Source organism: Pseudomonas sp. B21-054 (genome assembly GCF_026016345.1).
Taxonomy (GTDB): Bacteria; Pseudomonadota; Gammaproteobacteria; order Pseudomonadales; family Pseudomonadaceae; genus Aquipseudomonas.
Map to the genome: position 1 here is coordinate 3,554,145 of NZ_CP087204.1, position 16,737 is coordinate 3,570,881.

Below are 16,737 nucleotides of genomic sequence, written 5' to 3' on the forward strand. Positions count from 1 at the left end.
GGCAACATGTCCGGGGTGATCCGCGTGCAACCGTCCGCAATCGCATTGCCCGGTACCACGACCTCCCTGACACCGCCCACCGCGGCGGCCAACGCGGCCAGCGTCGGCTGGCCGAACAGCACCCGCACATCGGCGGCCAGGTCGACCTGGCGCATGCGTTCGATCAGTTTCACGGCCAACAGCGAATGGCCGCCCAGCTCGAAGAAATTGTCGTGACGACCGACCCGTTCAAGCTTGAGCAAGTCCTGCCAGATCCGCGCGATGGTCGTCTCGACCTCGCCTTGCGGGGCTTCGTATTCACGGCTGATCACTGCCGACTGATCCGGCGCCGGCAAGGCCTTGCGATCGAGCTTGCCGTTAGTGGTCAACGGGAACGCTTCAAGGATCACGAAGGCGCTGGGAACCATGTGCTCCGCCAGCGACCGCAACAACTGTGTACGCAGGTCGACCGCTGACGGTTGCGCACCTTGCGCGGCAATCACATAAGCCACCAGGCGTTTGTCGCCCGGCTCGTCCTCGCGAGCGATGACCACTGCCTCGCTGATACCCTCGCAGGCCGCCAACGTCGCTTCGATCTCGCCCAGCTCGATACGGAAACCGCGGATCTTCACCTGGTCGTCATTGCGGCCCAGGTACTCGATGCTGCCGTCCGCCAGCCAGCGACCCAGGTCGCCAGTCCGGTACATCCGCGCATTCGGCTCGGGGCTGAACGGGTTGTCGAGGAAGCGCTCGGCGGTCAGTTCGTCGCGGTTCAAATAACCACGGCTGACACCCGCGCCACCCACGTACATCTCACCCACCACACCCACCGGCGCCGGCTCCCGCTGGGCGTCGAGCACGTACAACTGCAGGTCGGGAATGCGCTTGCCGATGGGGCTGACGCCAGTCAACTGCGCGTCGGCCGCTTCAAGCGCACGGTACGTCACATGCACCGTCGTTTCGGTGATGCCGTACATGTTCACCAACTGCGTCCCGGCGTTGGTCGCACGGGCATACCACGGCTTGAGCATGCTGGTTTCCAGCGCTTCACCGCCAAAGATCACCTGGCGCAGGCTGTGGCGCCGGTCGCTGTCACCCTGGGCCACGATCAGTTGGCGGAAAGCGCTTGGCGTCTGGTTCAGCACGGTCACACCGGCCTCGCACAGCAGCGCGTAGCAGTCTTGCGGAGAACGACTGACCAGTTGCGGCACCACCAGCAAGCGGCCACCTTGGGTCAACGCGCCCCAGATTTCCCAGACCGAGAAATCGAAGGCGAAGGAATGGAACAGCGCCCACACGTCCTGCGGACCAAAATCGAACCAGGGTTGGGTCGCCGAAAACAGCCGCGCGACGTTGCGGTGCTCGACCATCACGCCCTTGGGCAGGCCGGTGGAACCCGAGGTGTAGATCACATAGGCCAGGTGGCTGGAATCCAGGCCCGGCACTTGCGGGTTGGCGACGGATTCGTCCTGCCAACTGCCGTCATCGAGTTGCAGCACCGGTATCGAGACACCCGCCAACAGACGATGCGTGGCGGCTTGGGCCAACAGCGCAACCGGCATGCTGTCACGCAGCATGTAAGCAATGCGTTCCGTCGGGTAGGCCGGGTCCACCGGCATATAACCGGCGCCGGCCTTCAGGATCCCCAGCAAGCCGACGATCATGTCCAGGCCACGCTCGACACAGATCGCGACCCGGTCATCCGGGCGAATACCCAGCGCCAGCAGGCGATGAGCGACCTGGTTGGCCCGGGCATTGAGCTCGCCGTAGGTCAGCGTCCGTTCTTCGAACATCACCGCCATGGCCTCGGGCTGTGCCGCGGCCCAGACTTCAAACTGAGCATGGATGAGCGCGTCCTGGGCAAATGCGCTGCCCGTGCCATTCCAACTCTCGAGCAACTGCCGACGCTCGGCCGGCGGCAGGATCTTCAACCCGCTCAAGGGAGCCAGCGGCGATTGTTCCAGCGCCTGCACCAGGTTTTCCACAACGCATTGCACATAATTGCAAATACGCTCGGCACCAATGGGTGCCTGGGCCATGACGGTCAGGTTGAAGCCCTCGCCCAAGTCATCCACCGACAACGTCAACGGATAGTTGGTGCGCTCTTCGCCTTCCAGCGTCTGGATACCCTCCCAGGCCGCAATGACTTCGCTGGAAGGCGCCTGCGCACCGAGATGGCGATAGTTGAGCAGCGCGCTGAACAACGGCGCCGGTGCAGCCACGCCACTGCAGCGTTGCGCCAGGACCAGCGAGGCATGCTCGTGCCCCAGCAGCGCCGTCAGGCGTGCATGGGTCGACTTGACGGCGGCACGCACACCTTGCGCGCCCAGGCTCACCCGCAACGGCAAGGTGTTGATGAACATGCCCAACGCACGGTCGGCGCCTTCACCGCCCTGCATGCGCCCCAGCAGCACGGTGCCAAAGACCACGTCTTCCTTGCCCGACACTTTGCCCAGCACCTGCGCCCAGGCCAGGTGATACAAGCTTGCCGCGCTCACGCCAAGCTGACGCGCCTGCACCCGCAGACGCTGGCCAAGCTGGGCATCGACTCTCTGGCGGACCTCCTCGATATCGTGCCCGTCACCCTGCACATCCTGCAAACCGAAGGGCAGCGTCGGTTCAGCCACATCACCCAGCATGTCACGGAAAAATGCTTCATGTTCCTCGCGGCTGACGCCGAGCCGCGCCTGAGCCACGAAGTTGCGATACGGCACCGAGGCCGCCAGTGCCTGTTCGCCCCCGGACATGTGCACGCCGATTTCCGCAGCGAGCATGGCCAGCGAGGTCGCATCATCGACCATGTGGTGGAACAACAGCATGCCCACCCAGCGGTTGTTCGCCACGTCTTGCGCGTAACCAATGCGCATCATCGGCGCCTGGCGAATATCCAGGCGATAGTGGCGCGGATCCAGGTGTTCGCGCAGTTGCCGGGCGATATCCCCCGCCGCAGCGTCCAACACGATCTCATCGAACCCCAGCCGCGCCTCGCGCCAGACCACTTGAACCGGTTCGTCAATGCCTTCCCAGACCACGCCGGTGCGCAGGATGTCATGCCTGGATACCGCGCGTTGCAGTGCCTTGGCGAAAAGATCCAGGTGGGCGCGGCTGTCAAAAGCGAACAGGATGTATTGCAGGTAAGGATCACCTTTGGCCGCCGCGACGTGGTGATACAGAATGCCCTCCTGCAGCGGCGTCAAGGCATAAATGTCCTGCACATTGCCCACGCCACCAGGCACCGTCGCCACGACGCGGTCGATCTCGTCCTGGCTCAACGTGGCCAGCGGCAACATGTCCGGTGTGATCCGCGAACAGTCGTCCGGGATGAGGTTGGCCGGCACCTGGACTTCCTGGCAACCGCCCACCGCAGCCGCCAACGCCGCCAACGTCGGCTGGCCGAACAGCACGCGGACATCGGCCGCCAGGTCGATCTGGCGCATGCGCTCGACCAACTTTACCGCCAGCAACGAATGGCCGCCCATTTCAAAGAAGTGGTCGTGGCGGCCAACCCGCTCGACATGCAGCAGGTCTTGCCAGATCCTGGCAATGGCGATCTCGACCTCGCCTTGAGGGGCCTCGTATTCACGGGTCACCACCGACGACTGGTCCGGCACCGGCAATGCCTTGCGGTCCAGCTTGCCGTTGGTGGTCAACGGGAACACCGTCAACATCACGAATGCGCTGGGCACCATGTATTCGGCCAGCGAACCCAGCAGCTCATCGCGTAGCTCGGCAGCCGATGGCGGCTCGCCTTCCTCGGCAATCACATAGGCCACCAGGCGCTGATCGCCCGGCGTATCCTGGCGCGCCACCACCACGGCCTCCCGCACACCATTGCACGCGGCCAGCTTGGCTTCGATCTCGCCCAATTCGATACGGAAACCGCGGATCTTCACTTGGTCGTCGTTGCGGCCCAGGTACTCGATGCTGCCGTCCGCCAGCCAGCGACCCAGGTCGCCGGTCTTGTACATCCGCGCGTTCGGATCGGGGCTGAACGGGTTGTCGAGGAAACGCTCGGCGGTCAGTTCGTCACGGTTCAAATAACCACGACTGACCCCGCCGCCGCCCACATACATCTCACCTATCACCCCTACCGGCACCGGCTCGTGCTGGGCATCGAGCACGTACAGTTGCAGGTCGGGAATGCGCTTGCCGATCGGGCTGACACCCGTCAACTGCGCGTCAGCCGCTTCCAGCGCACGATACGTTACGTGCACCGTTGTTTCAGTGATGCCGTACATGTTGACCAGTTGCGTCCCGGCGTTGGCCTGACGGGCATACCACGGTTTGAGGATCCCGGTTTCCAATGCCTCGCCACCGAAGATCACTTGCCGCAGGTGGTGTTCCAGGTCGCTTTCACCCTGGGCCGCGATCAACTGGCGGAAGGCACTCGGCGTCTGGTTGAGGATGGTCACACCGGCTTCGCACAACAGTGCATAGCAGTACTGCGGTGAACGGCTGACCAATTGCGGCACCACCAGCAAACGGCCGCCATGGGTCAAGGCGCCCCAGATCTCCCAGACCGAGAAATCGAAGGCGAAGGAATGGAACAGCGCCCACACATCTTGCGGGCCAAATTCGAACCAGGGCTGGGTCGCCGAAAACAGCCGGGCGACGTTGCGATGCTCGACCATCACGCCCTTGGGCAGGCCGGTGGAGCCAGAGGTGTAGATCACGTAGGCCAGGTGGCTGGCATTCAGGTCCGCCACATCGGGATTGTGCCGCGGTTGCTGGCTCATTTCGCCGGCGTCGGCCGGGTCGAGCACCAGGGTGGGCACCGGCAATACCGGCAGGCTGTCGCGCCACTGCGATTGGGTCACCACCGCCACGGGGCTGCTGTCATGCAGCATGTAGGCGATGCGCTCGGGTGGATAAGTCGGGTCCAGCGGTACATACCCCGCGCCGGCTTTCAGGATGCCCAGCAGGCCAATGATCATGTCCAGGCCGCGCTCGACACAGATGGCGACCCGATCATCCGGACGAACCCCCAGGGCCATGAGGCTGTGGGCCAGTTGGTTGGCGCGGGCATTGAGCTCACCGTAGGTCAGTGCCTGCTCTTCATGCACGACGGCCACGGTGTCGGGTTGGGACGCGGCCCAGCCCTCGAATTGTCGATGGATCAGGGCATCGTCGGCATACGTGACGTCGGTCGTGTTCCAGGTTTCGAGCAATTGCCGGCGCTCGGCCGGTGGCAGGATCGCCAAGGTGTGGAGCGGGGTTTGCGGTGCCTGTTCCAGGGCCATGACCAGGTTTTCCAGGGCCACCTGCATATAACCGCAAATACGCTGCGCACCGATGGCCGTATCGACCATCGCCGTGAGAAAGAATCCGTCACCCAGGTCATCCACGTTGAGGGTCAATGGATAATTGGTCCGCTCATCACCGCCCAGTGCGTTGATCCCACTCCAGGCCGACAGGGCGTCCTGGGTCACCTGGACCGCGCTGTGGCGGTAGTTGAGCAAGGCGCTGAACAGCGGCGTCGGCGCGATCACGCCACTGCACCGTTGCGCCAGTGCCAACGAGGCATGTTCATGGCCCAGCAAGGCGGTCAAGCGCCCGTGAGTGGCCTTGACGCCGCTGCGCACGTCCTGGGTGCCCACATCCACCCGCAACGGCAAGGTGTTGATGAACATCCCCAGGGCCCGGTCAGCCCCGTCACCGCCCTGCATCCGGCCCAACAGGACCGTACCGAACACCACCTCCTGCTTGCCCGATACCTTGCCCAGCACCTGCGCCCAGGCCAGGTGCACCAGGCTGGCGGCACTCACCCCCAGATGGCGTGCCTGTACCCGCAGGCGCCTGGACAGCGCAAGATCGACAGGCTGGCGGTCTTCATCGATGTCATGCCCCTCCCCCTGCACGTCCTGCAAGCCAAAAGGCAACGTCGGCTCATCGATATCGCCGAGCATCTCGCGGAAAAACGTTTCGTGCTCTTGTTCGCTCGTGCCCAGGCGGGCCTGGGCCACGTAGTTGCGGTAGGGCATCGCTTCGCCCAACTGCTCGCCCTGCCCCAGCAAATGCATTTGCATTTCATGTTGCATCACATCCAGGGCGGTGTGGTCCAGGGCCATGTGATGGAACAACAGGATCGCGACCCAGCGGTCCTGGGCCTCGTCCCGCGCATAAGCCAGGTGCAACAACGGTGCCCGGCCCAGGTCCAGGCGGTAGTGCCGCGCATCGAAGCGGTTGGCCAGTTGCGTGGCAATGTCGCCAGCGGTGGCGTCCGGCACAATGCACTGTGGTTCAAGCAGCACCTGGCGCCAAACCACCTGCACCGGCTCATCCAGCCCTTCCCAGACCACACTGGTGCGCAGGATGTCGTGGCGATCGATCACCACTTGCAGCGCCCCGATGAAGGCATCCAGGCGTTCACGGTTATCGAAAGCGAACTGCGACTGAAGCACATAGGGGTCGCCCTGTTCGGCGGCCAAGTGGTGATAAAGAATCCCCTCCTGCAACGGCGCCAGCGGGTAGATGTCCTGCACGTTGCGCGCCCCACCCGGCACCGTGGCGACAAGTCGGTCTATGGTGTCCTGGGACAGGTTGACCAGCGGCAATAGATCAGGGGTGATGTGCGCGCAGTGCAGAGGAATCAGGTTCGGCGGAACGCTGACTTCCCTGCCGCTGCCAATCGCCGCGGCCAGTGCGGCCAGGGTTGGCTGGCTGAACAGCACGCGCACGTCGGCGCTCAAGCCGGCCTGGCGCATGCGTTCGATCAGCGTGACCGCCAGCAGCGAGTGGCCGCCCAGTTCGAAGAAGTGATCGTGGCGCCCCACCTGTTCGACCTTGAGCACGTCCGCCCAGATGCGCGCCAGGGTCTGTTCCACCTCGCCCTGCGGCGCTTCATATTCACGAGACGCATAGGCCTCGGCATCCGGCGCCGGGAGTTCACGGCGGTCCAGCTTGCCGTTGGCGGTCAGCGGGAAGGCTGGCAGTACCACGAACGCGCTGGGCAGCATGTAATCGGCCAACACGCTCGACAATTGTTCCCGCAAGTCGTGTACCGACAAGGTCACGCCCAGTTCAGGGATCACGTAGCCCACCAGGCGCTTGGGACCGGCATCGTCTTGCCGCGCCAGCACGACCGCATCTTTCACGCCTGGGCATTGGCCCAATCGCGCCTCAATCTCGCCCAACTCGATACGGAAACCACGGATCTTCACCTGGTCGTCGTTACGCCCCAGGTAATCCACCGTGCCGTCCGCGCGCCAGCGCGCCAGGTCGCCGGTGCGGTAGAGCAAGGCCTCCGGATCAGCATTGAACGGGTCGGCGACGAATTTCTCGGCGCTCAGCTCTGGGCGATTCAAATACCCTTTCGCCACGCCGTCGCCACCGATGTACAGCTCGCCGGCCACGCCGATGGGCACTGGCTGACGATTGGCGTCCAGCACGTAGACGCGGGTGTTGCCAATCGGACGACCAATCGGGATACCGCCCTCGCCCACGGTTTTGATCTCGTGGGTGGTGGTGAAGGTGGTGGCCTCGGTCGGGCCGTAGCCGTTGAGCAGATGCGCCGGCGCGCCTTCTTTCAGGACGCGGCCAATCACCGCTGGGTCGAGTACATCGCCACCGACGATCAGGTAGCGCAATTGGGCGAACGCCGTCATCAGCCCCGCGGCGTACTGATGGAATAGACCGGCCGTCATCCACAACACGCTGACCGATTGTTCGAGCAGCAGCGCGTGGAAATCCGCCTGGGACAACAGCACATCCTGGTCGACCACTACCACGCAACCGCCATTGAGCAACGGCGCCCAGACGTCGAGGGTGCTGGCGTCGAAGGCTGGATTGGAAGCAAAGGCCACCCGGTCCTGGGCGTTGAAGTCGGCGTAGCCGTTATTGATCACCAAGCGGTTGATCGCCCGATGCGGCACCCGCACGCCTTTCGGGGTGCCGGTAGAACCGGAGGTGTACATGATGTAGGCCACCGACTCGCTGCTTTGTATCAGCCTCAGGTCATGGTCCGCCTCGGTCTCCAGGACCACGCTATCCAGATCCACACGGGCAATCCCCTCAGGCACCGCCATCGCGCTCAGGGTCAGGAGTGTCCGGACACCGCTGTCACGCACCATGAAATCCTGCCGTTCGAGCGGTGCGCTGACGTCCAGCGGCACGTAGACCGCGGCACACTTGATGATCGCCAGTTGGCTGACCAGCAGCTCGATCGAGCGTTCCAGCATAATCGCCACGCGATCACCCGGTTGCACCCCCAGGCCGATCAAATGACGGGTCAGGCAATTGGCCCGGCGGTTCAACTCGGCGTACGTCAGGCTGTGGCCGTTGTGCACAACCGCGGTTGCCTCCGGAAGCTCCTTGGCCCGTGCCTCGAACAGGCCATGGACGGTCCTGTCCTGGGGATAGCTGCGGGTCGTGGCGTTGAAGTCCACCAGCAATTGCCGACGCTCGGCCGGCGGCAGGACCGACAGGCTGTGCAACGGCGTCTGCGGAGCCTGCTCCAGCGCTTCGACCAGATGCTCCAGGGCCATGTTCATGTAGACACATATCCGCTGCGCGCCGACCTGCGGCACCGCCAGCGCCGACAAGTGGAAGTCTTCGCCCAGGTCATCCACCGACAAGGTCAGCGGATAGTTGGTACGCTCTTCGTTGCTCAGCAGTTGAATACCGTCCCAGGCCACCAAGGCGTCGCTTGAGGCAACGCCTGGGGCACTGTGCCGATAATTGAGCAAGGCATTGAACAGCGGCATCGGTGCGACCACGCCGCTGCAACGCTGGGCCAATGCCAGCGAGGCGTGTTCGTGCCCCAGCAGGCCGGTCAGGCGAGCGTGGGTGGCTTTTACGCCGTCACGTACACCTTGGGCTCCGACACCCACCCGCAATGGCAAGGTATTGATGAACATGCCCAGTGCATGGTCAGCGCCGTCGCCGCCCTGCATCCGCCCCATCAGCACCGTGCCGAACACAACGTCCTGCTTGCCGGACACCTGCCCCAGCACTTGCGCCCAGGCCAGGTGATGCAGGCTCGCGGCGCTCACGCCCAATTGACGGGCCTGGGCCCGCAGACGGCGGCTCAGGTCGGCAGGCAGGCGCAGTCCGGCCTCTTCGATATCGCTGCCATCGCCACGTACGTCCAGCAAGCCGAACGGCAATGTCGGTTCGTCGACATCACTCAACATGTCGCGGAAGAACCCTTCGTGCTCCTCACGGCTCACGCCCAAGCGGGCCTGGGCCACGTAATTGCGGAATGGCACCGCTTCGCCCAACTGGTCGGCCTGGCCCAGCAGGTGCGCCTGCATCTCGTGTTGCACCACTTCCAGCGCCGTGTGGTCGAGGACCATGTGATGGAACAGCAACATCGCCACCCAGCGTTGATTGGCCGGGTCGTGGGCAAATGCGATGCGCATCAACGGCGCCTGCTGCATGTCCAGACGGTAATGCAGCGTGTCGAAGCGCTCGCGCAACTGCCCGGCGATATCGCCCGCCTCCGCACTCAGCACAAGCTCTTCCACCGCCAGTTGCGCTTTGCGCCAGACCACCTGCACCGGCTCGTCCAAACCTTCCCATACCACCGAAGTACGCAGGATGTCGTGGCGATCGATGACGCCCTGCAGGGCCTGGGCAAACGCCTCCAGCCGCTCGCGATCCGCGACGGTGAACGTGGCCTGCAACACATAGGGATCCCCCGTGTGTGCGGCGATGTGGTGATAGAGAATGCCTTCCTGCAACGGTGCCAACGGGTAGATGTCCTGCACGTTGCGCGCACCACCGGGCACCGTCTCCACAAGACGATCGATGTCCAGCTGGTCCAACGCCACCAGGGGCAGCATCGACGGCGTGATCCGGGTGCACCCCAGCAGAATGCCGTTGTCCGGCACCACGACCTCGCCGCCACTGCCGACTGCGGAGGCCAGCGCCGCGAGCGTTGGCTGGCTGAACAGCACCCGCACGTCCGCCGACAAGCCGAGCTGGCGCATCCGGCCAATCAGGCTGACGGCCAGTAGCGAGTGCCCGCCCAGTTCGAAGAAATGGTCATGACGGCCCACGCGTTCGACCTTGAGCAAGTCTTGCCAGATCTGCGCCAGGGTGGTTTCGACCTCGCCTTGCGGGGCTTCGTAGCCACGGGTGATGACGGCACCCAGATCCGGTGCCGGCAGGGCCTTGCGGTCGAGCTTACCGTTGGGGGTCAGTGGCAAGGCATCCAGGCGCACGTAGGCAGCAGGCACCATGTAGGCCGGCAGCTGCGCTTGCAAGTGCGTGCGCAGGGCTTCGATGTCTACTGTTTCGTCCGGCGAATGTTGGGTGAAATAAGCCACTAGGCGTTTGTCGCCCGGTACGTCTTCACGGGCCAGGACCACGGTTTCCTTGATGTTTGGAGCCTGGGCGAGCTTGGCTTCGATCTCCCCCAGCTCGATGCGGAAACCACGGATCTTCACCTGGTCATCGTTACGACCCAGGTATTCGATGTTGCCGTCCGCCAGGTAGCGGCCCAAGTCGCCAGTGCGATACATGCGGGCATTTGAAGCTTTGCTGAACGGGTCCTTGAGGAAGCGTTCAGCCGTCAGGTCGTTGCGGTTCAGATAACCCCGCGCCACCCCAGCACCACCGATGTAGATTTCACCCGGCACGCCCAGCGGCACCGGTTGGTTGTGTTCATCCAACAAATAGAACTGAGTGTTCGCCACCGGTTTGCCGATATGCGCGGCAAACCCATCCTCGCGGGCCATCGATACCCAGCTTGAATAGGTCGTGGTTTCCGAAGGACCGTAGAGGTTGCACAGGCGCTTGACCTGGGTCTGTTCGAACAGGGTTTCCACCAGGCTGCGCTTCAAAGCTTCGCCAGCGACGTTGACCGTATCGACGTCCTCGCCTACACCGCCAGATTCCAGCAACGCCTTGAGCGCCGACGGCACGGTGTTGATCAGGGTAATGTCGTGCTCGCCCTCTTGCAGTTCCAGCACATTAGTGACCACTTCGATGCTGCCGCCCGAGGTCAACGGCGCGAAGCACTCGTAGACGGCCAGGTCGAAGTTCAACGAAGTCGAGAACAGGGTTTTCGACAGGGTTTGAGCGTCAAATGAACGATGGGCCCAGGTCAGGAAGTTCACTGTATTGCGGTGTTCGATCATCACGCCCTTGGGCAGACCGGTCGAACCGGAGGTGTAGATGACATAGGCCAGGTGCGAAGACGTCAGCTCGGCGACCTCGGGATTCAAGACGGATTCGTCCTGCCAGTCGTCGCTGTCGAGATTGATCACTGGCATCGATGCTTCTGCCAGCAATCCAAGGGTCGCCGTCTGCGCCAACACCGCCGCCGGCGCACTGTCTTCCAGCATGTAGGCGATGCGGTCCAGCGGATACGCCGGATCCAACGGCACATAACCGCCGCCAGCCTTGAGAATCGCCAGCAACCCCACAACCATGTCGATACCGCGCTCGACACAGATCGCCACCCGCGAATCGGGCTTCACCCCCTGCTTGCGCAGGTAATGGGCCAAGCGGTTGGCCCGCTCGTTCAACTCGCGGTAGCTCAGGCGCTGCTCGCCACGGATCACCGCCACCGCCTCCGGCGTACGCTGGACCTGGGCTTCGAACAGACCATGAATCGTCTGCTGCTGCGGATAGTCAACCTCGGTGGCGTTGAACGTCACCAGCAACTGCTCCAGTTCCGCTGCGGGCAAGATCGACAGACGATGCAGCGCCGCCTGTGGCGTCTGTTCCAGTGCCTGCACGAGCGTTTGCAATGCCGCGTGCATATAAGCGCAAATCCGTTGGGCGCCAATCTGCTGTCCGACCAGCACCGTCAGGTTGAAACCGGTCCCCAGGTCATCGACGTTCAATGTCAGCGGGTAGTTGGTCCGTTCTTCACCGCCCAGTGCCTGCATACCGTTCCAGGCCGACGATGCTTCGTTCGACGCCGTCGTGGCGCCATGGCGGTAATTGAGCAAGGCACTGAACAACGGCAACGGTGCCGCCACGCCACTGCAACGTTGAGCCAGCGCCAGCGAGGCATGTTCGTGCCCCAGCAGGGCAGTCAGTTGCCCATGGACAGCCTTGACCCCAGCCTTGACGCCTTGCTCGCCCAGGCTCACGCGAAGCGGCAGGGTATTGATGAACATCCCCAGTGCACGGTCAGCACCCTCCCCGCCCTGCATCCGGCCCATCAGTACCGTACCGAACACCACCTCCTGCTTGCCGGATACCTTGGCCAGCACTTGCGCCCACGCCAAGTGCACCAGGCTGGCGGCACTCACTCCCAATTGACGGGCCTGGGCCCGCAGGCGCTGGTCCAGGTCGGAATCAACCGCCTGGCTGGTCTCTTCGATGTCACGTCCGCCGCCCTGTACATCCTGCAGGTTGAATGGCAGCGTCGGCTCGTCGATATCGCCGAGCATGTCGTGAAAGAACGCCTCATGCTCTTCGCGACTCACGCCCAAGCGTGCCTGGGCCACGTAATTGCGGTAAGGCACCGCTTCGGCCAGTTGCTCGGCTTCACCCAGCAGGTACGTTTGCATTTCGTGTTGCACCACTTCCAGCGCCGTATGGTCCAGGGCGAGGTGATGGAACAACAGTGTCGCGACCAGGCGATGATTAGCCTCGTCCCTTCCATAAGCCAAGCGCATCAGCGGTGCCTGAGCGATGTCCAGGCGGTAATGCCGCGAGTCGAAACGCTGGCGCAGTTGCTCAGCGACATCGCCAGCGACCGGATCGAGATCGAGGGTTTCGAGGTGCAGCCTGGCCTCACGACGGACCACTTGCATGGGTTCATCCAGACCTTCCCACACAATACTGGTGCGCAAGATATCGTGACGGTCAATGACGACCTGCAACGCCCGGGCGAACCCATCGAGGCGTTCCTGGCTGTCGAAGGCAAACTGCGACTGGAGCAGATACGGGTCACCCTGCTCGGCGGCCAGGTGATGGTAAAGAATGCCTTCCTGCAGCGGCGCCAGCGGGTAGATGTCCTGCACGTTGCGCACACCGCCCGGCACTGTCGCCACGAGACGGTCGATGGTCGTCTGGGACAGGTTGGCCAGCGGCAGCAGTTCGGGGGTGATGCGTTCGCAGTCCAGCGCAATCAGGTTCGCCGGAACGCTGATCTCCTTCCCGCTGCCGACAGCGGCCGCCAGCGCGGCCAGGGTGGGCTGGCCGAACAGTACGCGCACGTCGGCGCTCAAGCCGGCCTGGCGCATGCGCTCGATCAGCGTGACCGCCAGCAGGGAATGCCCGCCCAGTTCGAAGAAATGGTCATGACGGCCGACGCGTTCGACCTTGAGCAAGTCTTGCCAGATCTGCGCCAGGGTGGTTTCGACTTCGCCTTGCGGGGCTTCGTAGCCACGGGTGATCAGCGCGTCGAGGTCCGGTGCCGGCAGGGCCTTGCGGTCGAGTTTACCGTTGGGGGTCAGTGGCAAGGCATCCAGGCGCACGTAGGCGACGGGCACCATGTAGGCCGGCAACTGCGCTTGCAGGTACGTGCGCAGGGCTTCGATCTCTATTGTTTCGTCCGGCGAGTGTTGGGTGAAATAGGCGACCAGGCGTTTGTCGCCCGGTACGTCTTCACGGGCCACGACCACGGCTTCCTTGATGCTTGGAGCCTGGGCGAGTTTGGCTTCGATCTCCCCCAGTTCGATGCGGAAACCACGGATCTTCACCTGGTCGTCATTGCGGCCCAGGTATTCGATGTTGCCATCTGGCAGGTAGCGGCCCAAGTCGCCGGTCCTGTACATGCGAGCGTTTGGAACGGCGCTGAACGGATCTTTCAGGAAACGCTCGGCTGTCAGGTCATCACGATTGAGATAACCGCGAGCGACCCCGGCACCACCGATGTAGATTTCGCCCGGCACGCCCAGTGGGACGGGTTGTTTGTGTTCATCCAACAGGTAGAACTGGGTGTTCGCCACGGGTTTGCCGATGTGTGCGGCAAACCCGTCTTCCCGGGCCATCGATACCCAGCTTGAATAGGTCGTGGTTTCCGAAGGACCGTAGAGGTTACACAGGCGTTTGACCTGGGTCTGTTCGAACAGGGTTTCCACCAGGCTGCGCTTCAAAGCTTCGCCAGCGACGTTGACCGTATCGACGCCCTCGCCCAATCCGCCGGACTCCAGCAAGGCCTTGAGCGCCGACGGCACGGTATTGATCAGCGTGATGTCGTGCTCGCCTTGCTGCAGTTCCAGCACATTAGTGACCACTTCGATGCTGCCACCCGAGGTCAGCGGCGCGAAGCATTCATAGACCGCCAGGTCGAAGTTCAACGAAGTCGAGAACAGGGTTTTCGACAATGTGGCGTCATCGAACGAACGATGGGCCCAGGTCAGGAAGTTCACCGTGTTGCGGTGTTCGATCATCACGCCTTTGGGCAGACCGGTCGAACCCGAGGTGTAAATGACATAGGCCAGGTGCGAAGACGTCAGCTCGGCCACCTCGGGATTCTGGACGGATTCGCCCTGCCACAAGCCGCTGTCGAGATTGATCACTGCCATCGAGGCATCGCTCAACAAGCCGACTGTAGCGTCCTGCGCCAACACCGCCGCCGGCGCACTGTCTTCCAGCATGTAGGTGATGCGATCAAGCGGATACGCCGGATCCAACGGCACATAACCGCCACCGGCCTTGAGGATCGCCAGCAGCCCCACCACCATGTCGATGCCACGCTCTACACAGATCGCCACTCGCGAATCGGGCTTCACCCCCTGCTTGCGCAGGTAATGGGCCAGGCGGTTAGCCCGCTCGTTCAACTCGTGATAAGTCAGACGCTGTTCGCCACGGATCACCGCCACCGCCTCCGGCGTACGCTGGACTTGATCCTCGAACAACCCATGAATCGTTTGCTGCTGCGGATAATCCGCCTCGGTGGCGTTGAACGTCACCAGCAGTTGCTCACGTTCCGAGGCCGGCAGGATCGACAGGTGCTGCAATGGCCGGTCCGGCGCCTGTTCGAGCATCCAGACCAGATTCTCCAATGCCTGACGCATGTACCCAGCAATGCGCTGAGCGCCCATTCCGGCCAGGGCCAATACGCTGAGACTGAAGCCTTCGCCCAGATCATCCACCGACAAGGTCAACGGATAGTTCGTGCCCTCTGCGCCTCCCAGCGCATGCAAACCTTCCCATGCTTCAAGGGTCTGGGTCGAAAGTGCTTGGGCCGTGTTGCTATGCCGATAGTTGAGCAAGGCACCGAACAGCGGAGCGGGTGCAGCCACGCCGCTGCAACGCTGGGCCAAGGCCAACGAGGCATGCTCGTGACCGAGCAACGCCGTCAGGCTTGCATGGGTATTTTTTACGCCTTCGCGCGCACCGTGCCCGGCCAGTTTCACGCGCAGCGGCAGCGTGTTGATGAACATGCCCAGGGCGCGGTCGGCGCCGTCGCCGCCCTGCATCCGCCCCATCAGTACCGTGCCGAACACCACGTCCTGTTTGCCCGAGAGACCGCCCACCACCCGCGCCCAGGCCAAGTGATGCAGGCTGGCGGCGCTGACACCCAATTGGCGGGCCTGTGCCCGCAAGCGACGGCTCAACGAGGCGTCGATCGGCAAGTGGGCTTCTTCGATCACCGACTGGCCTTCAGGCACCTCGGCAAAACCCAGTGGCAAGGTCGGCTCATCGACATCGGCCAGCATTTCGCGGAAAAACGCTTCATGGGAATCACCGCCCACACCCAGGCGGACCTGCGCCACGTAGTTGCGATAAGGCACGGGGTCGGGCAATTGGTGGGCCTGCCCAAGCAGGAACGCTTGCATTTCATCCTGCACCAGCTCCAGTGCCGTATGGTCTATCGCCATGTGGTGGAACAGCAGGATCGCCACCCAACGGTCGTTGTCACGATCCTGCGCGCAAATCAGTCGCATCAGCGGCGCCTGCCCCACATCCAGACGATGATGGCGGGTGTCGAAACGCTGTTGCAGTTGCCACACGGCGTCACCGGCGGCCGGGTCGAGCACGATTTCCTCCAACGCCAGCGTGGCCTCGTGCCAGACCACTTGCACCGGCTCGTCCAGTCCCTCCCAAACCACTGAGGTACGCAGAATGTCATGGCGATCGATGACGCCCTGCAACGCCTGGGCAAAGTCGTCCAGGCGTGCCCTGCGATCGGCACCGAACAAGGACTGCAGCACATAGGGGTCGCCCTGCTCCGCCGCCAGGTGATGGTAAAGAATGCCTTCCTGCAACGGTGCCAGCGGGTAGATGTCCTGCACATTGCCCGCGCCGCCGGGCACCGTATCGACAATCCGGTCGATCTCTTCCTGCGTCAGGTCAGCCAGGGGCAGCATGTCCGGCGTGATCCGGAATGCCGGGCTCAGCCAGTCGCCACCATTTCTCTCCACCAGGTCGAGCAGTTCCTGCTTATGGACGGTAAGGCTCTCCCATAGCGCGTGGTCCATTCTTTCGTCGTCGCCTAGGATCACGAGGTTGTCGCCGTCTTGCTGCAGACGGATCGGATGCTGGGAAAGAGCTGCCATCAATTCGCTGAATTGCATCGAAGAACCTGCTTTTCTAATTCGGAGTGGTTGACGATAAAAATGTGTTTTTCAGGTACGGCGCAGCGCCTGGACGGCGGTTGGGCCGACCTCGGCGCATGAGCCAAAGCGATGGATAATCGTCACGTTCAACCGAAGGTGGCGGTTTGCGAACCGCTGCCTTACAGGCCAAAAAAAATTAGAGCATTCGGTAGGTGATGTCTGTCATGGGAAGCAGGGACAAGCCCCAACGGCGGCCAGACAGGGCATACGGAAGCGCAGGACTCAGGGCGAGCGCCCTGCCCGGAAAGCCCGGGACAGGGCATTCACCCTTCGGTTGGAAGTTGCCGAC

General features: G+C 63.1%; 1 protein-coding gene and 1 pseudogene (1 of these 2 cut by a window edge). Both read right to left on the bottom strand.

Annotated elements, in window-relative coordinates:
- A protein-coding gene (locus tag LOY70_RS30180) for a non-ribosomal peptide synthase/polyketide synthase (RefSeq protein WP_413776652.1) crosses the window boundary here: on the bottom strand, positions 1 to 80 show its 5' portion. The gene continues 14,530 nt to the left of window position 1, outside the view; 80 of the gene's 14,610 nt are visible here — the first part of the coding sequence; it begins with the start codon at positions 78 to 80; its stop codon lies off the left edge, out of view.
- Positions 57 to 16,406 (bottom strand): annotated as a pseudogene (locus tag LOY70_RS30185) (amino acid adenylation domain-containing protein); the annotation flags it as partial. The gene LOY70_RS30180 and the pseudogene LOY70_RS30185, both read right to left, overlap by 24 nt.
- Positions 16,407 to 16,737 lie beyond the last annotated feature (331 nt).